Source organism: Psychrobacter arcticus 273-4, assembly GCF_000012305.1.
Classification (GTDB): Bacteria; Pseudomonadota; Gammaproteobacteria; order Pseudomonadales; family Moraxellaceae; genus Psychrobacter; species Psychrobacter arcticus.
On the sequence record NC_007204.1, the window covers coordinates 1,084,336 to 1,104,281 of the forward strand.

Genomic DNA, 19,946 nt, shown 5'->3' on the forward strand with positions numbered 1-19,946 from the left:
CATTTAACTTGGCAGCTCATAGACGAGCGACTGAATATCTTGCGCCGCTTTTTGTAGTCGTGGGACATGGGCTAATAGATCATCTAAAGATACCCGTATAGTCGGCGCATGAAGATACAGCGAAGCAAGGTAGCGTGATTTTCTATCCCGTATCGGTACGGCGATTGCTACCATCTCAGAGATAAACTCTTCATTGTCGATACCAATGCCTGTTTCAGCGATACGATCAAGCTCAGCGTTTAATGCATCGATATCAGTGATGGTGTTTTTGGTAAACTTATCTAATGATAAATTTTGCAGTATTTTGTTGCGACTTGCACTTGATAGCTGACTCAAATAAAGCTTGCCGGTAGCAGTACACCACATGGGTGATTTTGCGCCCACTGGCAAATAAATCTGTATTGGCAAGGTCGTTTTTGCGCGATTGGTGTAGATCATATTCATCTGATAAGGAACACCGATACCGCAGGTCTCTTTGAGCTCATCGACCAGTTTTTGCAAAATCATTTGCCGCTCATTAAAGAACAGTCGCTGCTGCCAAAGCTCAACACCCAAATTGCGTACCCGCTTGCCCGGTATAATACCGCCGCCAATGTCAATCGTCACAAACCCTTCATCGACCAGATTTTGAATCAATCGATGAATGGTTGGCTTTGGAATATCAAGCTCTTGCGATAGTTCAAGTGGCGAGAGCGGTTTTGAAGCATAAGATACTGCCTCGATAATCTCTAGCACACGGGTAATCGATGATACTTTGGGCATATAGATGACTCAGTAAGAATAAAAAATAAAGCAGATAACGCACAGCGTAAGATAGTAGAACAACCCTACAGCATAGGGCGCAATAATAAAGGCATAATACTAAAAGCGCATAAGCATAAAGAGATATGGCTATTGGCTTAGTTACTCTAATTTAGCACAATAACGTTCTTAAACAAGTACATATATCATTATATAGCAGTGCCTTTAAGTTGCGTACGTTTATGTCAAAATTATCTGAGAATTATTGAGGTTTTTGAGCAATATTAGATACGTTCCGTCACAAAGCACAACAATCTGTAGTAATTAACTCTATAACTGTAATTGAGTTAATTCTGTACATGCTTCATCATAAAGAAATATTTTGTAATACCTTTACATGAGCGTTAAGCATTCAAATATTCATGTGTAGGCTGCACAGTGGCTTTAAGAGCATTGTGTAACAAGAGAGCGAAGTTTTGCGGGTTGGTGTAGTAATTATTACAATAACTATGCAATCTTTACATAATGGCAAATAAAAGGTGCGTCTTTAGGGGTGACTTTTTGAGTCAAAATTGTTTTAATCCTCGCATCAAAATGATTGTTTAAAAAAAGCTGAATTGTCATTTTTTTATGGACGATTTATTTCACACTTTAGGAGAGTATTTTATGAAACTTATTCAATTAACAGCAATTTCTGCTGCGGTTTTGGCATCAAGTGCGGCATTAGCAGCTGAGCCAGTTATCATTGTTGACAGTAATGATGCTGTTGTATACGAAGCTGAGCCAGTAGCGGTTGCTTATCAAGCAGACGCTGGTTATGCCTACAATGCAGATGCTGGCGTGTTACGTAACACAACTGGCGCGGTCGTTGGTGGTACTAAGACTTTCTTCCAAACTGTTACTCATCCAGCATCAGTTAGTGCTGAAGTTGGTACATTAGGTTACGGTGCTAGCGTAGGTTATTCACTTAACGACAAGACTGAACTACAAGCTGGTTGGGCAGGTGGCGATGTTGCTGATTTATTCGGCGGTGACTTTGATGCAAATGATGTAAACTATGACGTTGATACTGATTTCAGTAACCCATATCTAGGCGTACAGTTACGTCCTATGGCGAACTGGTTTACAGTAGGTGCTGGTATCATTGTTCCTGATAACGAAATTAACGTAACTGCTAATACTAAAGATGGTTTTTACAAGATTGATGGCCAACAGTATGCAGAAGCAGATGTTGGTACTTTAAAAGGTACTATTGAGCACCGTAATAAGTTAGCGCCTTATGCTACTATCGGCTTCCGTCCTAATATCACCAATAACTTTGGTTTATTTGGCGAGCTAGGTGCAGCATATATGGGTAAGACCGATGCTACGGTTGTAGCTTCTGGAGCTGATTTACAAAATGCTGCAGAAAAGGCTGAGAAAGAACTAGAAGACAAAAACTTGTTAGAGTGGTTACCAATCGTTAAGCTTGGTGCAACTTACCGCTTCTAATTTAATAACCGTTTAAATACTGTTGTTAAAAGAAGAATGTGTACAGAGAACGACCCTTTTCAGGGTCGTTTTTTTATGTCTAATATAAAGTAAGAAGTGTTGTTTTCCACTAGGGTTGTTAGATTTTTTCAATAAATAATGACGGTCTGCTGCAATGGAATAACAGCAATACGATAATTACTATTATCGTCAGTCATAGTAAGCAAAGGCAGAGTTTCTGCAGGCTGATTGAGTAAATCAGGAATCATAGCGGAATAATCCATGCCTAAACCTTGGGCAAGCGTGTATTGATGTATCTTGATAAAACTCTCTTTTATTTGCCACAGCCATCTTATGGCAGAGTTACGCTGTATCGTTGGTAATGCTTGCAAGGTAGCCAGCTCTTTTGGATGATAAAAACGCTTAGCCACCTGCCATTTCACCGCATTGACTTCGATATCAATACCCGATGCACGATGGCGACTGATAATGACAGCGACCTTGACGTATGGTGTATCCAAGTTTTCTATAGCATTTTGCATTCGAGTAGCATTTTTACTACTGCCACTGGTATGGCTAAAACACACATAATATTGGCTATGGGTTAATCGATAAGGGAAGCTGGATTCATCTAAACTATCGGTGATAGATAGTTTTTTGAGCAATGCCAGTAATAATAGCCGTACGCCTGCACGTTGCTGCTGGCGCTGACTATAAGCAATTTGAGGTGTTGATAAACAGGTACTGGCTTTTTGATTATGATAGAGGGCGCGCACTTGAGCAGTCGCACACCATGTCATCGTTTTAGTGTCGAGCTCGGTATAGTGAATATCGTGTAGCATTAAGTTTTGCATAGTCTTTATATTATATAGTTGAAATACTTTAAAGTCGCTACAGTACTACTGGTGTAAATTTTTTGCAGCCTCTGTCTGCGTAGGCACAGCAAGCAAGAAAAATTTGCACCAGTAGTACGTGTTGTATCGATATTACTTTTCACCGACTATAGAAACTGATGGTTTATATCGCGATTCATCTTAGGTAACAAAAAGCAAAAAGCCCAACAATAGGCTTGCTGGGCTTTTTCATACTTATAATATCTTATACTATATGCTTAGTAAGACAGTTCAGCACGGCGGTTTTGGGCATAAGCATCTTCGTTCGTACCGGCAGCAGCAGGACGCTCTTCGCCATAGCTGATGACACGGATGTTATTTGCTGCAACGCCTTGAGCAGCAAGATAATCACGTGCTGCTTGGGCACGGCGCTCACCCAATGCGATGTTATATTCACGACTACCGCGCTCATCGGTATGACCAGCAATAACCACACCCGCTGATGGGTTAGATTTTAACAGATCTGCATGTTGGTTTAAGACGCCCGCAGATTGTGAAGTGATCTCACTGCTGTCAAAGGCAAAGTATACAACGGCTTGGATGTTTTCAGCACCGCTGATGACTGCGTTTGAGTTGTCAACGATGACCGCACCAGTGTAGCCAACTTGACCACCTGGGATACCTAGTGGAGCCACGACCACTTCAGAAATAGCGCGCTTGGTAGCACAACCTGAGGCTAGAACAACGGCGCTTGATAATACAGCGAGGGCAGCGATTTTTGAAAAACTGGTTGACATAATAAGCTCCAAAAATTGTAATGAATTACATTTGTTGTTATAAACTGCTTATGATAAAACTTAGGCAATTGCTATCTATAATATACTAAATGTTACTTTATGTAAGTACTATTACTGTAAATAATTCTAGAGTTTACAAATAGATATAATGCGTATTACGCCAAGATTTACGTCATTATATAGGGATTCTTATCATCGTTACCTTTCTTATTTTAATTTATCAGCACCCTTGAAATTTGGCGCCTTAGGTCAATGTAGCTAGATATTGTGACAGTATAGTCGGTGAAAAGTAATATCGATACAACACGTATTGCTGGTGCAAATTTTTCTTGCTTGCTGTGCCTACGCAGACAGAGGCTGCAAAAAATTTACACCAGCAATACTGTAGCGACTTTAAAGTATTTCAACTATAGCTAAGTGTTGCTTAAGTCTTGTTGTAAAGGCTGTTATAAAGGCTGTTATAAAGGCTGTTATAAATATAACCATCATAAAAACCAATAGGAATCTATATGTCTACCGCTGAAAACGATGCGCAAATTATCAATGCTGAAATGCCTGATGTACCTCTCCATGCGCCTAATAAAATCAATTTAAAAGACTATCAAAAGCCAAGCTTCGATGTTGAAACTGTCAGCTTAGATATCAAGTTATTTGAAGACCATGCACAGGTAGACAGTATTCTAAAGATGGTCCGTCAAAGCGCAGGCGACATCGTTTTATTTGGTGAAGATTTAGAGCTGTTGGCTCTGACGATGAATGGTGAGGCATTGACAGCTGAGCGCTATGAGCAGTCAGCAGGTAAGCTTACGATTAGTGATGCCCCTGATGAGGTAACATTGGCGATTCAAGTACGTATTTGCCCACAAACCAATACCGCGCTTGAAGGCTTTTATATGGCGGGCAGTGGTGATGATAGGATGTTTGTCACCCAGTGCGAGCCGGAAGGTTTCCGTAAAATCACCTTTTATCCAGACCGCCCTGACGTACTCGCGATATTTACCACTCGCCTTGAAGCAGATAAGCGCTATCCAACGCTATTGGCCAATGGTAATTTGGTCGAAGCGGGGGACATGATTGATGCCCCAAACCGCCATTATGCGATTTGGCATGATCCAACCAATAAGCCAAGCTATCTGTTTGCTTGTGTGGTTGCGGATTTAGATGTGTTGACTGATAGCTATACAACCAGCGAAGGTCGAGAAGTCTTGCTTGAAGTATATGCAAAGTCTGCTGACATCGATAAGTGTGATGTCGGTATGCAAGCGCTCAAAGATTCGATGCAATGGGATGAGGTCAATTACGGCCGTGCTTATGACCTAGATCGTTATATGATCGTTGCGGTCAGTCAATTCAATATGGGTGCGATGGAAAACAAAGGGCTAAATATCTTTAATACTGCCTGTGTATTATCAAGCCCCGAAACGACGACGGATACCCGTAGTTTTAGCGTAAAAGCCATTATCGCCCATGAGTATTTCCATAATTGGACGGGCAATCGGATTACTTGTCGTGATTGGTTTCAGCTGTGCCTAAAAGAAGGTTTTACTGTCTACCGTGATCAGTCGTTTTCAGCGGATCAGCAATCAAGTGCGGTGCAGCGTATCGATGATGTCGCCACTTTGCGCGCCCATCAATTTGCAGAGGATGCAGGACCACTTGCGCATCCTGTGCGTCCTGAGAGCTTTGTTGAAATTAATAACTTTTATACCACCACCGTTTATGAAAAAGGCGCTGAAATTGTCCGTATGATTGCCAATACCTTGGGAGCAGATCATTTCCGAAAAGGTACCGATGAGTATTTCCGTCGTTATGACGGGCAAGCAGTGACCGTTGAAGATTTCTTATCGGCGCTTAGTATTACTAATAGTAAGGTGGAAGACTTTATTGATTGGTATCGTCAGCCAGGTACGCCAGTAGTGTCCGGTCATCAAGACTATGATAGCGCCACACAGACATTGACCATTACGTTGAGTCAGCAGACCCGCCATGTCAGCGGCTTTGATGCGCCAAAACCGTTGCCAATTCCAGTCGCAACGGCGTTATTTGATAAAGAAAGTGGCAAAATTATGGCTGAGCGTATGTTGCTATTAGACCAAGCCACACAAACCTTTACTTTTGAAGGGATAAGTGCTGCGCCTGTGGTGTCTTTGCTGCGTGATTTTAGTGCACCGGTACAGCTGAATTATGACTATCAAGATGAAGATTTGGCTTTTTTACTCAAACATGAAACCAATGGCTTCAATCGCTGGCAAGTGACACAAATGCTGGTCAACCGTATTTTATTGCCCAACCAAGGTACAAAAAGCGACCCTGATGTCTATCTAGCGGCATTAGCGCAGACATTGCCTGTGCTGGCAAGCGAGGATGCGATGCTGGCGGCGCGTTTACTTGATATCCCATCAGCGCAGGAGCTGGCGGCTGCTATTCTTAAAGATTATGATCCAGAGTTGGTCAAAGCGCAGCGTGAAGGCTTGTATCAGCAGCTGGCGGAGGCGTTAAAAGATCAATGGGAAGTACTTTATAAACAGCTGCCCTTGCAGTCTTATGAAGACAGTGCAGAAGCGCGCGGCACAAGGGCGCTACGTAATGTGGTGCTTGATATGGCATTGACAGCGAACGTGGAAGGCGCTGGAGAATGGGCGCAACAGCAGTATGATAATGCCAGTTGTATGACGGAACGTTTTGGGGCACTAAAAGCCATGGTGAATCATCAAGTGGTAAATGCTGATGAATATTTGGCAGAATTTTATGAGCGTTTTCAAGCGGATGATTTGGTCATTGATTTGTGGTTTAGTGTGCAAGCATCTGCTGACAACGTCAATGCTGATGTCATAAAATCATTACTAGAACATGTGGATTTTGATTGGAATACCCCCAATCGCGTGCGTTCAGTAATCAGCGCTTTTACTTCGCAGCCAACAGCATTGTGGACGCAAGAAGGTTTGGATATCTATACAGACGTAATTAAGAAGCTGGATGACTCCAATCCTATGATAGCTTCGCGGTTATTACAAGTATTGGCACGTTGGAATACGTTAGCTGAGCCACGCCGTCAAATGGCACATGTGCAACTGCTTGATGTGCAGCAGCAAGTATCCTCCAAGCATGTGCATGAGAGCCTAAATAGTGTATTGGGTACAGCGACTGAAGAGGGTTAAGTCTGTCGTCTTAGAAATCTAAAATTATAAGTTTTAAAATCAAAAAGCCCGTCTGACAATCTAGTGTCAAACGGGCTTTTTAATAAATAGCTATTATTGGATAAGCAGCTATTAACGATTAGGTAGGATGTCTTTGACCATATCACGTAAATTGTGTAGTGCTGTGACCGTGCTGTCCCAATCTAGGCAACCATCAGTAATCGACATGCCGTATTCGAGCGCGTCCAAATCAGCAGTTAGCTCTTGGCGACCGCCTTTTAAATGACTCTCAATCATCATACCGATGATAGACTTGTTGCCATTTTTAATTTGCTCCGCGACGTTTTGAATGACCATCGGTTGCAGGTAAGGGTCTTTACCTGAATTGGCATGACTTGAGTCAATCATAATTTTGCTACTGGTTTTGCCTTTAGCAAGTGCGTCTTCTACTTGAGCAACTGCCGTTTCATCGTAGTTGGGCTTACCGTTACCACCACGTAATACCACGTGAGCATAAGGGTTGCCTTTAGATTTGATGATAGATACTTTGCCATCTGATGACAGACCTAAAAAGCTATGACCCGCTTTTACCGCTTGCATGGCGTTGACCGCGACAGTCATACCACCATCGGTACCATTCTTAAAGCCAACTGGGCATGATAAGCCTGAGCTCATCTCACGGTGTGTTTGGCTTTCAGTCGTACGTGCGCCAATCGCTGACCAGCTGATCAAGTCCTGCATGTACTGCGGCGTGTTCGGGTCAAGCGCTTCGGTGGCGCAAGGCAACCCTTTTTCATTGAGATCAAGCAGTAGCTTACGGGCAGTACGCAGACCTTTTTCAATGTCAAAGCTGTCATTCATATCAGGGTCGTTAATCATACCCTTCCAGCCAACGGTCGTGCGCGGCTTCTCAAAATAGACACGCATCACAACGAATATGCTGTCTTCAATCTCTTTCGCCAATATCGCTAAGCGATCAGCATATTCGTGAGCGGCTTTGATGTCATGAATAGAGCAGGGACCAATAACCACAAACAGACGCTTGTCTTTGCCATCCAAGATGTTTTGGATAGTGTGACGACCATTTAAAACGGTTTTATAGGCTTCGTTTGATAAAGGCAGTTCGGTTTTTAGCTCATTGGGTGTTATTAATGGAATAAATTTTTCAATATTCACGTCGTCAATTTCTGCATTATGGGTAGCGGTTGTTATCATGATTATATATCGTCTAGCTGATTTATAGGAACTTTCATTATGCGGACAAAAGTACCGGTTGACAAGGGCAGTCGAGCAGTTAATTGACTGATAACTGGAATGCTGATGCTAAAACTTCGTTATACTTGATGATTTTAGGCAGAATAAAGAGATGTTTATAGCGCTGGATTTCATCGGTCAACTTGGCTATTTTTATCATGGTCACGTATGATGGCAGTACAAATTGCTAAATTTGAGCATAATAAACGATGCTGATTATTATGGTGCGTATCCTATGATGGATACCCTATGCTATATTTTATAATATCTATGTTTTCTCCCTTGTACGACTTTCCCTGTAACACTTTATTATTAAGAGCTTGTCATGACCGATACCGCTACACTTAAGCCTGATTTTGCGCCATTTGATACTTACCAGTTGGCTACTGTAACGCGTGAGCCGCTCGTTATTGGTATCGTCGCCGGCGAGGTGTCAGGAGACAGTTTGGGTGCAGATTTTATGCAGCAGATGAACAATCTACGTGATGACATCGTTTGGGTCGGAGTTGGCGGAACTAAGATGCAAGCGCAAGGTCTGAATAGTATTTTTCCATTATCGCGCTTGGCAGTGATGGGTCTGGTGGAAGTCATGGGGCAACTGCCTGATTTGCTTAAGGCACGCCGTGAGTTGCTGGCGGCTTTTAAAACGGCGGATATTGATTGGTTTATTGGCATTGATGCGCCTGATTTTAATCTTCGAGTCTCGAAAAAACTAAAGCCGCAAGGCGTGTTTTGTGTGCAGTACGTCAGTCCCTCTATCTGGGCATGGCGTGAGTCGCGTATCCATAATATTAAAGCGGCGACCCATTTGGTATTGTGCTTGTTTCCGTTTGAGCTGCCCGTTTACGAGCGTTATAACCATCCGGCGATATGCGTCGGACATCCATTGATGCGTACGATTGATCAAACCCTGTTAGAGACACCAATCAATCAGCGCCGTAGTGAGCTGGTTTGGCACAATGATGGTTTGCAGCAGTTTTTTATCGAACGATTTGATGAAGTCAGCCAGCTTATTTGTGTCATGCCAGGCTCACGCCGCGGTGAGATAACGGCTATTTTGCCACGGATGTTAGATGGCATTCAAAAGCTGCTCTTATTGGACCCAAAGCTTTGCTTTATTATCCCAACCGTCGATCAAAACCATCAATATATCGTTCAAGATGTTATTGATCAGCGCTCAGAACAGCTGCGAGCGGCTATCGTGGTGGTCTATGATGATAGCCAGCCAACCTTTAGTCAGCAAGCGATGGCAGCATCAGATATTGTGATGTTGGCATCAGGTACAGCAACGCTTGAGGCGATGCTGCTTGAGCGTCCGATGGTAGTCGTGTATCAGCTTAATCAGCTAACCTATCAGATTGCTAAGCGTCTGGTTAAGGTGCCATACGTGGGGTTGCCAAATATTTTGGCAGCTACAGCGATTGTACCGGAGCTGATTCAAGAGCAGGCAAGTGGTGACAATATCTGCCGTACCGTCATGCGCCTATTGCAGCCACGTGCTTATGCTGAGCAATTGAATGCGCTGATTCATACCAAGCATCTTTTGCAGCAGCAAAGCAATCATGCGCCTGCCAATAGTGTGATTGAGCAATGGTATCTTCAGAATAACCCGTCAAAAAGGCTGTAGAGCTAGTAAGAAAATTCACCTCATACAAATAAGACCATAAATTCAATGAATAGCATGCCACACACAGAGAGCAATATTTTACAGGTTGAACGCAATATCGAACAGATAGATATCAAGGGACAATATATTAATCTGGCGTCTCCCATTCATTTATCTGGTCAAATAAATATCACTGAATTATTCGCTGAATATTCGAAAAATATTGCACAGAGTGATACTGGCTCAGCGCTACAAATTGGTGTTGATGAAGCAGGGCGTGGACCATTATTGGGCAGTGTGAATGTTGCATCGGCAATATTACCACGTGCTTGGTCAGGCCTGATTGAAGCGCAGCTCCTCAAAGATACTCCCTTATCGATACTGACCGACTCCAAGCAGTTAAGCGAAAAAAAGCGCGATCTACTGTATCCTTTGGTTCAGCAGTATGCCATTGGTTATATCATTGCTGATATTCCAGCGGCAGTGATTGATCAGATAAATATCCTGCAAGCTACCATGCTCGGAATGCGTTTATGTACTGAGATTCTGTTAGAAGTCATTGCTCATCATTTGAATGACATGGCACAAGACATACATCAGCTACAAACAGCAGTTTTATTCGACGGGAATCGTTGCCCTGAATTGAATTATACAAGCCTTGCACAATTGGGAATAAAAGAATCGATGATTGATTGCCAAGCGTGGGTCAAGGGCGATGCGCGACATACCAGTATCGCCGCCGCAAGTATCTTGGCAAAAGTTAGCCGTGATAAAACCATGTACGCCCTCGATACTGAACACCCTGAATATGGTATTGCCAAACATAAGGGCTATCCAACGCGCGCGCATATGGAAGCGATTGAAACTTACGGGGTATTATCAGCACACAGACGTAGTTTTGCACCAGTGAGAAAAGCATTGGAGAGCTAGCGTTGAGGGTGAGTTGATTTGGTTTTTTGAAGTAGAATAATCGGTTGAGAGTGACATAAGATATTCTAATTATGATCAATTTAGTCTACTATAGCGCAAATATTTATGTCTGTCTGTCACGATGCCAATAGCAGCTATTAGGTCACTTTTTATGAATACAAAAACTTCACAATCGACGTCTACTGTCTCCTCTGTATCATTGCCGCCAACGCCATATTACTTACTTGATGAAGCCGCAATCGTCGCCAATATGCAGATTATCGCGCGCCTGTGCGAGTTGTCTGGAGCAAAGGCGTTACTTGCGCTCAAATGTTTTGCCACATGGGGTGTGTTTGATGTCATGGAGCCTTATCTGCATGGTACGACGTCATCTTCGCTAAATGAAGTCAGATTGGGTTATGAGTCTTTTGGTAATAATAGCGATGCTAGTAGTCAAGATAAAAAAGAAACCCATGCCTATAGCGTCGCCTACAGCGCAGATGAGATGCCTGAGGTGCTCAACTACGCTGATAAGATTATCTTTAACTCTATCTCACAACTCAATGCGTTTAAGGAGCAAGCGGCAGCGAAAAACATACCAGTCGGGCTGCGCTTAAATCCAAAAACCAGCAATTCATCGTTTATTATTGCGGATCCTGCCCGTCCCTTTAGCCGTCTTGGTGAGCATGATAAAGATAAAATTGCAGCAGTTTTGAGTGATATTAGCGGAGTAATGATTCATAACAACTGTGAAAATGACAGTTTTGAGGCATTTAGTGAAAGCTTGGCTGATATCGAAACCAGATTTGGAGATGTTTTGCAGCAGCTTGAATGGGTGAGTTTGGGCGGTGGTATTCATTTTATTGCCCCTGATTATCCACTAGAAAAACTTGCGGACAGATTAAAAGGTTTCAGCGAAAATTATGGCGTGCAAGTTTATCTAGAGCCGGGTGAGGCAAGTATTCATGGTGCTGGCACGCTAGTCACCAGCGTTTTAGATACGATGCATAATGAAAAAAATCTAGCTGTAGTAGATTCATCAATCGAAGCGCATATGCTGGATTTGCTGATTTATCGTGAGTCAGCGCCGATAGCGGCTATTAATAGTGATTTAATTAATATTGCCTCTCTTGATATCGACCCTACCAATATTGCACCCATAAGCGAGAACGCTAAATCAGCTGATAATACGATTATTTATGGTCGTTCTTGTTTGGCAGGCGATATCTTTGGTGAGTATGCCTTGCCAAATAACTTAAAAATAGGTGACACCGTTACCTTTGGCAATGCCGCAGGCTATACCATGGTGAAGAAAAACTGGTTTAATGGGGTTAATATGCCAGCGATTGTCATTCGCCGCTTAGATGGCAGTATCGATATCCAGCGCGAGTTTGATTATCAAGATTACAAGGCGAGCTTGTCATAGCGCTATTGAAATCGTATTCGAGATGAATAAATGAGACTGCCAAACAACTATCTAGAAATGATGATTCATCTTGACGTTTTTAAGTTAAGTTGTAATTTTTGCCGAAAAGCGAGTAAAAATTGTTATAATTGCTACTGGCAAACGCAGTGGGATTTGTCTAACGGGTGCGTGGGTTTTCCTCGGTCTTCCTTTTTAATTCACGCATATCATTCACTCGTTTCTGTTTTGCATAGCCAATATCAATGGTATCGACAGGGACACAAAGGAGGATTGTTCTTTGAACACAAACCAACAAGCTAAGCCTAGTAAAAAAGACGTGCTCATCATCGGTGCCGGCGGTGTCGCTCAAGTGGTCGCGCATAAATGTGCGATGCATAACGATGTACTTGGCGAGATTCATATCGCGTCACGTACCCAATATAAATGTGATGCCATTGCTCAGAGCGTCATAGAAAAAAACAGCTTTAAACAACCTGCGGTACTGCACACGCATCAAGTCGATGCCATGGACACCCAAGCGCTGATACAGCTGATTCAGGATACAGGTATTCAAATCCTTATCAATGTCGGTTCGGCATTTGTGAATATGACTGTCTTAGAAGCTTGTATTGAGACTGGCGTGGCATATATTGATACGGCTATTCATGAAGATCCTCGCAAGATTTGTGAAACGCCGCCATGGTATGACAACTATGAGTGGAAGCGCAAACAGCGCTGTGCCGACAATAATGTCACTGCGATCTTAGGTGCGGGCTTTGATCCTGGTATGGTCAATGCCTATGCGCGTCTTGGCTATGACATGATGGATGCAGGCTCAGTCACTGATATTGACATTATCGATATCAATGCCGGCAGCCATGGCAAGTACTTCGCCACCAACTTTGATCCTGAGATTAACTTCCGTGAATTCACCGGTACCGTTTACTCTTGGCAGGACAGTAAGTGGCAGTCTAACAAGATGTTTGAAGTGAAGCGTACAGATGACTTGCCTGTTGTTGGTGTGCAAAACAGTTACTTAAGTGGTCATGATGAAGTTCACTCTTTGTCTGCCAACTTAGATGTGCCCAATATTCGCTTTTGGATGGGCTTTGGTGAGCACTATATCAATGTCTTTACTGTCCTACAAAACTTGGGATTACTGTCTGAGCAGCCAGTCATGACTGCTGAAGGACAAGAGGTTATCCCATTAAAAGTGGTCAAAGCGGTACTACCAGATCCGAGCTCGCTTGCGCCAAATTATACGGGTAAAACCTGTATCGGTGACAAAGTTAAAGGTAAAATAGACGGCGTTGATAGTGAGGTGTTTATCTATAATATCTCAGACCATAAAGACGCTTATAATGAAATCGGTAGTCAAGGTATCTCTTATACCGCAGGTGTACCACCAGTTGCCGCTGCCATGCTAGTCGCTACAGGCGAGTGGGATGCAGGTAAGATGGTCAATGTTGAAGAGCTTGATGCCAAACCATTTATCAATTTATTGAATAAAATTGGCTTGCCTACGCGTATCAAAGATAGCGAAGGCGATAGAGCGCTTGAGTTTACTATCTAAATTCTTGCGTTAGCTTTTATTGTTCGTTAAATGAAAAGCACCCTATTGAACCATGGCTCAATAGGGTGCTTTTTTATTAGGGGGATTACCAAATCATAAAAATAAAAATGAGAATATAAAATGCAATTAGAAATCAATGTTATCGATGCCTTTACTGATACTGTGTTTAAAGGCAATTCAGCGGCAGTGATCATTACAGAAAGTTGGTTGTCTGAGAAGCTCATGCAATCTATCGCTTTTGAAAACAATTTATCAGAGACTGCTTTTATAGTCTTGGATAATAAAGGCACTTATCATATTCGATGGTTTTCACCGCTTACGGAGATTGATTTTTGTGGTCATGCGACCTTGGCTTCTGCCTTTGTGCTGTTTAAGAAAAATCCTACTTTGACGTCTATTAAATTTTCAGCCAAAGCAGTTGGGGTTTTAACGGTCAAGCAAACCGATCATGATAAAATACAGATGGATTTTCCCAATACTAAGCCTGAGAAAGTCAGTGATATCCCTGATAGTTTGCTGGCAGGATTGTCTATTGCACCTGTTGAAGTCTATAAAAACTCACAGGCATATTTTGTGATTTATGACTTGGAATCTGACGTATTAAATGTAGAGCGTGATAATGAAGCGCTAAAACAGCTTGCGCCTCTAGATGTAGTTGTCACTTGTCAGGCTAAATCTGCTGACTACAAAGACTATGATTTCATTTCACGTTACTTTTGGCCTACCAATGGTGGTGATGAAGACCCAGTCACGGGCTCGGCTCACACTGGATTAGCGCCATTATGGGCACAGCGGTTGGGTAAAAATACATTGGTTGCTTATCAAGCCTCAAAACGTGGTGGGGTACTTGACTGTGTGGTTACAGGAGATAGAGTACTTATTTCTGGCCATGCCGTGCATTATTTGACAGGATTTATCACGGTCGAGGAGTAAGTTTTGTCTGAATTAAAAACAGTGGGGCTTTTTGCTATTACAGCATTGGCTGAAATCGCAGGCTGTTATCTGCCTTATCTGTGGCTGCGAGAAGGCAAGTCAATCTGGCTACTCATACCTGGCGCATTGAGTTTGGTTGCTTTTGTATGGCTATTGTCATTACACCCAACTGCTGCTGGTAGAACCTATGCTGCCTATGGCGGTGTTTATATCTCGATGGCGATTTTATGGTTGTGGACTGTGAATGGCATTCGACCAACGACTTGGGATATTGTAGGGTCAGTAGTGGCGCTTATAGGGATGGCAATTATTATGTTTGCACCGCGCAGTGTTTAGTTTATGAGTCAAAGTACGCAAATCCAAGATTTAGCAATGTAAACCTATAAATAAAAAAATGCCAATCAAACCATTAGGTTTAATTGGCATATTGATGCGCTTACTATTAATGCTTTCCTAAGATACTACCATTATCATCTTTCTTTGATTGTTTAGCCGCTTTTTTCTCTTTTGCCGTTAACAGCGGCTTCTTTTTGACATTCTTCTTACTATCTTGACCTTTACTCATGATGCTGTCCTTTTATTTGAACGATTAATACCTAGTAAAATCAGTATAGCCCTAAGGTCGAGTAATAGCTAGCTTCAAGAAAATGGACGACGGCGTTAATAAGTGCTTACTTACGAATACATCACGATTTGCTATAATGAGCAGCAAGCCGATAAATCGCGGCAAACCTTTATTTTATTATTATTATTTAGCACAATGGTGCTTACTGTTTTGGTTGATTGATTATTATGCGTATCCGTAAACTGTTTAAATTTGAAAACGCTCATATTGTGCGTAACTGTAGCTCTGAGCGCTGCAAACACTCGATTCATGGTCATAGCTATCAGATTGAGCTGATACTTGAGGCTAAACGCTTAGACCATGGGCAGATGGTCTATGATTTTGGCTTGTTAAAATCCTCTATTAAAGACATTATCGACAGCTTTGATCATGCGATTTGTTTTTGGAGTAAAGATGACCCTGAGTACATCGCTGCCTGTAAAAAATTCAGTGCACGCTGGATCAGCTTGCCGGTATCACCATCAGCAGAGCAGTTCTCACGTGTGATATTCTTTTGGGCTCAAGAGATTCTGCAAAAGACGCAAATGCAAAATGGCGAAGCGGATGTCAGCGTCTATTCAGTGATTGCCCACGAAACTGCCACAGGTTACGCTCAGTGTTTTGCTGACGATGTGACCAATGAGCAAATGGGTAAGCTGGTGTTGGAGGACTTTGAATTTAGCGAGCAAGTGTGTGCAGAGTGGCATGATCCAGATTTATATGCCAAACTGATTCGTGGTGAGAGTTTTAGCAACCCGTCAGTGACCATGCAAGTACAGGCAGGCACAGCCTGATGTCTAATAATGAACCCGTAAAACAAGACGCATACTCACGAATATTTACCTTGCATACAGAGGCAGACACTAAGCGTTTGGCTGAGCAGTTGGCAGCTTTGCCGCTGACAGGCAGTGTGTGGCTGGCAGGAGATTTGGGTGCTGGTAAAACGACATTGACTCGCTATTGGTTACAGGCGCTAGGGCATAAAGGTGCGGTCAAAAGTCCGACTTATACCTTGGTGGAGCCTTATAGTATTACCCAAGATGACGGTTCAATTAAACCGGTTTATCATGCTGATTTGTATCGTTTGCAAGATCCAGAAGAACTGTCTTTTATAGGCTTTGATGAATATTTGGATGAGCCAAACGCGCTGGTTATCATTGAGTGGGCGAGCCGTGCGGACAGTTATTTGCCGCCGCCAACAGTATTTATCGATATAACCCAAAGTGATAGCATTGATAATAAAGAATCCCGCCAAGTCCAAATACGACTGTCAAAGGTAGGAGAAGCTGAGGGTTTGGATTTATCTAGCCTAAATATTTAGTGTTGTATCGATATTACTTTTCACCGACTATACATGATGCCCATCAATGCCACATAGCCATAGCAATACTCGCATCAAAAAACTATCGCCGCTGCTTATCAACCAATTAGCAGCAGGTGAGGTCGTGACACGTCCATCAGCTGTGGTCAAAGAGCTACTCGAAAATGCGATTGATGCTTATGCCACAAATATTGAAGTGCATATTACCCAAGGTGGCATGGGTATGATTGAGGTAATTGATAATGGCGTGGGTATTCATCCTGATGATATGGTCATGGCAGTCACGCGCCATGCCACTAGCAAAGTCGCTGATGTGGCACACTTGCACGGCATTACGACGTTGGGTTTTCGAGGTGAAGCACTGGCAGCGACGGCTGCTGTTTCCCGTTTGACCTTAATCAGTAGCCATGATGACAGCGGTATTGGTCGTCAGTTGCAAGTTGCCGGTATATTGGATGATATGCCAAAGCTTATACCGGTTGTCCATCATCGTGGTACTACTATTACAGTCAAAGATTTATATTTTAATGTACCAGCCCGGCGTGGCAACTTAAAATCGATCGCCACTGAATTTGGTCATATCGAAACCATGTTTCGCGAGGTGGCATTGGCGCGAGCAGATGTGGCACTGACGCTTTTTCATGATAATAAAAAACGGCTGTCACTGTCAGTAAACACTATAAGTAACGATAATGAAAATTATCTGCCATTGTCACGTCTTGAGCAAGCAACTGGATTGGCACTGACTGAGCAGGCAATTGAAGTCGCGGTTGATTTATCTAGCCTGACACAGCATCCATCTATAAGCTCTCATTCTACTCATGTTACTAATGGATACACGGATAATGCAGGCGCTATGCAATCGGCGAGGATTAGTGGTTGGTTGTGGCCAAGTTGTGATACCAACCATCACTTACCCAAGCTTATTTATGTGAATGGCAGATTGGTAAAAGAGGCGTTAATTAGCAATCAGCTGCGTCAAATGGCTCAAAGTGCACAGCTGGCAGGTATGGGTTACGCACTGTATTTTGAGTTACCAACTCAGTGGCTCAATGTTAATGTTCATCCTTCCAAGCAGCGTATCAAGATTAGCCCGCTGAACAATATCATGGCGCATTTAAGCCATGCGGTTCGTGCAAAGCTAAGAACGCTTAACCCTGCAAAGATTTTTTCTAATAAAAATGCAACACCAAATAGTAATGTCTCTACAAAACAGTCTTTCAATACGTCAGACCCAATAGCATCATCTACCACCAATGCAATACGAACTCAGCAGATTCAAGCGCCTAAGCAAACATATCAGCTGTCAGCAAATGAGCTGTTATTCCAGAATATTAAAGACTGTCATATTAATGAATCTATAGAGGACAGTAGTCATGCTGCTAATAGTGACCCTGTAGAGACATCACCTTTACCCGTATGCTTAGAAATTATAAATAGTGTCGCTGGTTTGATAGCAGAGTCTTCAGCTGTACATAGCAGTGACGATAAAGCGCTGCCTTGGCTACTATTTTATCATCAAGGGCAGTGTGTGCTAATTAGCGCTGAGAGATGGCAGTCAATATTGGAATTATTGTTTGAGTCAACTGTGTTTAGCAGCACTATGTATAATAACGCTAAAGTATTAAGTAGCACTACTATTAATCAGCAATTGGCGAAGATAAGCATGCAGATGTCTGCACAGGACGCACAAGCTTTTGTAGCAGACATGGAAGCTACACTGAGCAAATATGCTATCCATTCTATAGAGAGTAATCAATTAGTGGTATTGATGCTATCATCTGCGTCTAAGCAGTAGCCATTTGTAAACAGTATATTTCCTCATAGCCAATATACATCGCTGAGCTACCAATTATTTATCTTATGATGCTTAAAACCATGACCATTAAAGGCAACCGTATGCGACTTTCGTCTGATAGCTTATCTCATCACTTAAGTCCCAGTTTAGCGGATAATAGCGTGGTGTGTCTGATGGCACCAACAGCGAGTGGTAAGACCAACTTGGCTTATGAGCTTTATGACAGCGGTCGTTATGAGCTGATTTCGGTAGATTCGGCATTGGTGTATCGTGACATGACGGTCGGTACTGCAAAGCCAAATGCTGCTGAGCTAGCACGATACCCACATCATCTGGTCGATATTATTGATCCTATGCAAAGCTACAGTGTCGCTGAGTTTGTCAGTGATGTGGCAAGACTGATTGATAGCTGTCATCAGAATGGAAAAATACCATTGCTGGTCGGCGGTACTATGATGTATTACATGGCATTACTCGACGGACTCTCACCTGTGCCTGTTAGTGATGACAGTGTTCGCGCGCGCGTTGAGCAGTGGCGGCAAGATGAGGGTATCAGTGCGCTATATGACTATCTTGGTAAAGTGGATGCTATTAGCCATGAGCGCCTTAATGCCACTGATACCCAGCGCATTACTCGCGCGGTTGAAGTATATTTGCAAACGAATATTCCGATTAGTGACTGGCAGCGTCAGCCTAAGCAAGCATTGGCTCATAATCCAAATCAGCAATGGCATGCATTAGCAGTTATGCCAGATCGTCCATGGTTGCATACGCGTATCGAGCAGCGTTTAGATATAATGTGGCGTGAAGGGCTAGTGGAGGAGGTTATCAGTTTACTTGAGCGTTATCCTCTGACCCCAAGCTTACCATCCATGCGCTGTGTTGGTTATCGACAGGTATTAGAATATCTGGTACAGATTAATCACCCTGTATTTGAACAGTCACATCTGGATAAAGCACAGTTTTATGACGCTTTTGCTCAATCAAATCTATCAAGCGTTGAAAGTAACGAACAGGATGCCACGACTCAAAGTGGCATGACTCAGACGCATTTATCAGTGGCAACTGACCAAACCGAGGCGCTTGCTTGTCAGCAAATGCAAAATAAGGCATTATATGCCACAAGGCAGCTGGCAAAGCGTCAATACACTTGGCTGCGAAAAGTCATGCAACTGTCTGATACGGCAGCAGAGCAGGCAACCGTATCATCAGCAGCGCCGTCGACATCCATTATTGGATTTGATGATATGACAGCTTCTCAAAACGACAAGCTCATACTACATTCATTTATCACTATGGAGCAGGCGAGAGCGTATTTATGTTAATCATTTATCTAGGTTTGTCAGCCCGTTGGTGTCCTGTATAGTCGATTCCAAATAAAGTAGATACATCATGTTTTGACGCGGGACTGGTATAAATTTTTCTGGCGTGCTGTGCCTGCGCAGACAGAGGCTGCAAAAAATTCATTCCAGTCCCGCTGTATCGTTTTTATACTGGGCTTACTATAGTATTAATGGTTAAACGGCAGTACTAAAAATATAGCACGACGGTATAACGTCATACAA

General features: G+C 42.8%; 17 protein-coding genes. 12 read left to right on the forward strand and 5 right to left on the reverse strand.

The features are described from left to right. Positions 1–3: 3 nt before the first annotated feature. Positions 4–762 (reverse strand): IclR family transcriptional regulator, encoded by a 759-nt coding sequence (locus tag PSYC_RS04710; RefSeq protein ID WP_011280182.1) that lies wholly within the window; start codon positions 760–762, stop codon positions 4–6. Positions 763–1,407: 645 nt separating this feature from the next. Between PSYC_RS04710 and PSYC_RS04715 the strand changes: the two genes are divergently transcribed. Further along, positions 1,408–2,232: a hypothetical protein gene (locus PSYC_RS04715; RefSeq protein ID WP_011280183.1), complete on the forward strand. Its 825-nt coding sequence runs from the start codon at positions 1,408–1,410 to the stop codon at positions 2,230–2,232. A 128-nt stretch (positions 2,233–2,360) separates the two neighbouring features. Here PSYC_RS04715 and PSYC_RS04720 read toward each other — a convergent pair whose 3' ends face one another. After that, positions 2,361–3,065 carry a 4'-phosphopantetheinyl transferase family protein gene (locus PSYC_RS04720; RefSeq protein ID WP_011280184.1) on the reverse strand — a complete coding sequence of 235 codons (705 nt, stop codon included), beginning with the start codon at positions 3,063–3,065 and terminating at the stop codon, positions 2,361–2,363. 257 nt (positions 3,066–3,322) lie between these two features. Beyond that, positions 3,323–3,841, reverse strand: coding sequence for a peptidoglycan-associated lipoprotein Pal (pal, locus tag PSYC_RS04725; protein WP_011280185.1), 519 nt, complete (start codon positions 3,839–3,841; stop codon positions 3,323–3,325). A 551-nt stretch (positions 3,842–4,392) separates the two neighbouring features. Between pal and pepN the strand changes: the two genes are divergently transcribed. Beyond that, positions 4,393–6,999: an aminopeptidase N gene (gene pepN, locus PSYC_RS04730; RefSeq protein WP_041757982.1), complete on the forward strand. Its 2,607-nt coding sequence runs from the start codon at positions 4,393–4,395 to the stop codon at positions 6,997–6,999. Positions 7,000–7,110: 111 nt separating this feature from the next. Here pepN and PSYC_RS04735 read toward each other — a convergent pair whose 3' ends face one another. Next, positions 7,111–8,193, reverse strand: a complete 1,083-nt coding sequence (locus PSYC_RS04735; protein ID WP_011280187.1) for a 3-deoxy-7-phosphoheptulonate synthase — start codon at positions 8,191–8,193, stop codon at positions 7,111–7,113. A 364-nt stretch (positions 8,194–8,557) separates the two neighbouring features. Between PSYC_RS04735 and lpxB the strand changes: the two genes are divergently transcribed. The 6 genes from lpxB to PSYC_RS04765 all read left to right on the forward strand — a co-directional run bounded on the left by lpxB (position 8,558) and on the right by PSYC_RS04765 (position 14,994). Next, positions 8,558–9,859, forward strand: a complete 1,302-nt coding sequence (gene lpxB, locus PSYC_RS04740; protein ID WP_011280188.1) for a lipid-A-disaccharide synthase — start codon at positions 8,558–8,560, stop codon at positions 9,857–9,859. Positions 9,860–9,904: 45 nt separating this feature from the next. Then, positions 9,905–10,768, forward strand: a complete 864-nt coding sequence (locus tag PSYC_RS04745; RefSeq protein ID WP_011280189.1) for a ribonuclease HII — start codon at positions 9,905–9,907, stop codon at positions 10,766–10,768. A gap of 151 nt (positions 10,769–10,919) precedes the next feature. Next, positions 10,920–12,173 (forward strand): carboxynorspermidine decarboxylase, encoded by a 1,254-nt coding sequence (locus PSYC_RS04750; RefSeq protein ID WP_011280190.1) that lies wholly within the window; start codon positions 10,920–10,922, stop codon positions 12,171–12,173. A 277-nt stretch (positions 12,174–12,450) separates the two neighbouring features. Further along, the gene (locus PSYC_RS04755; protein WP_011280191.1) at positions 12,451–13,725 is read left to right on the forward strand and encodes a saccharopine dehydrogenase family protein; all 1,275 of its coding nucleotides are present in this window, start codon (positions 12,451–12,453) and stop codon (positions 13,723–13,725) included. 120 nt (positions 13,726–13,845) lie between these two features. Further along, positions 13,846–14,658, forward strand: a complete 813-nt coding sequence (locus PSYC_RS04760) for a PhzF family phenazine biosynthesis protein (protein WP_011280192.1) — start codon at positions 13,846–13,848, stop codon at positions 14,656–14,658. Between the two features lie 3 nt (positions 14,659–14,661). After that, the gene (locus tag PSYC_RS04765; RefSeq protein WP_011280193.1) at positions 14,662–14,994 is read left to right on the forward strand and encodes a YnfA family protein; all 333 of its coding nucleotides are present in this window, start codon (positions 14,662–14,664) and stop codon (positions 14,992–14,994) included. Between the two features lie 106 nt (positions 14,995–15,100). On the opposite strand, the gene PSYC_RS11915 is transcribed toward PSYC_RS04765, so the two are convergent. Beyond that, positions 15,101–15,223 (reverse strand): hypothetical protein, encoded by a 123-nt coding sequence (locus PSYC_RS11915; RefSeq protein ID WP_020443648.1) that lies wholly within the window; start codon positions 15,221–15,223, stop codon positions 15,101–15,103. A 227-nt stretch (positions 15,224–15,450) separates the two neighbouring features. Here PSYC_RS11915 and PSYC_RS04770 point away from each other — a divergent pair, with 227 nt between their 5' ends. The 4 genes from PSYC_RS04770 to miaA all read left to right on the forward strand — a co-directional run bounded on the left by PSYC_RS04770 (position 15,451) and on the right by miaA (position 19,706). Continuing rightward, positions 15,451–16,056 (forward strand): 6-pyruvoyl trahydropterin synthase family protein, encoded by a 606-nt coding sequence (locus tag PSYC_RS04770; RefSeq protein ID WP_011280194.1) that lies wholly within the window; start codon positions 15,451–15,453, stop codon positions 16,054–16,056. Beyond that, a complete protein-coding gene (gene tsaE, locus PSYC_RS04775) occupies positions 16,056–16,583 on the forward strand; it encodes a tRNA (adenosine(37)-N6)-threonylcarbamoyltransferase complex ATPase subunit type 1 TsaE (RefSeq protein WP_011280195.1) in 528 nt (175 codons plus the stop codon). Before PSYC_RS04770 ends, tsaE begins: the two co-directional genes overlap by 1 nt. A gap of 46 nt (positions 16,584–16,629) precedes the next feature. Next, positions 16,630–18,381, forward strand: a complete 1,752-nt coding sequence (gene mutL / locus PSYC_RS04780; RefSeq protein WP_011280196.1) for a DNA mismatch repair endonuclease MutL — start codon at positions 16,630–16,632, stop codon at positions 18,379–18,381. Positions 18,382–18,482: 101 nt separating this feature from the next. After that, the gene (miaA, locus tag PSYC_RS04785) at positions 18,483–19,706 is read left to right on the forward strand and encodes a tRNA (adenosine(37)-N6)-dimethylallyltransferase MiaA (RefSeq protein ID WP_227500358.1); all 1,224 of its coding nucleotides are present in this window, start codon (positions 18,483–18,485) and stop codon (positions 19,704–19,706) included. Positions 19,707–19,946: the final 240 nt, after the last annotated feature.